At 72.9% G+C, this 225-nt stretch carries 1 protein-coding gene; it reads right to left on the bottom strand.

The window, feature by feature from the left end:
• A partial coding sequence (locus tag RB628_RS43125; protein ID WP_318325880.1) for a hypothetical protein occupies positions 1-225 on the bottom strand: 225 nt, incomplete at both ends.

The raw sequence follows: 225 nt of genomic DNA, 5'->3' as shown, positions 1-225 counted from the left end.
ACGGCCAGCACCCGCAGCCCCTGCGACGCCAGAGCGTCACTCGCCGCGAGCACTGCCGCCCGGTCCTGCTCGGTCAGCGGCCCGCCCCGCCCCTCCCACTCCACCTCGGCGCAGCGCGCCAGCAGTTCCGCCGGCGCTCCCTTGACGCACGCCTGGTAGCCCGCGCCGTACTTGTGCACCGTGGTCATCAGCTTGCGGTCCGAGTCGAAGGGGAACTCGGTGACT

The organism is Streptomyces sp. ADMS (assembly GCF_033441795.1).
Taxonomy (GTDB): domain Bacteria; phylum Actinomycetota; class Actinomycetes; order Streptomycetales; family Streptomycetaceae; genus Streptomyces.
The sequence above is the reverse complement of the archived record's forward strand: the minus strand, read 5'-3'. Positions and strand labels throughout refer to the sequence as shown.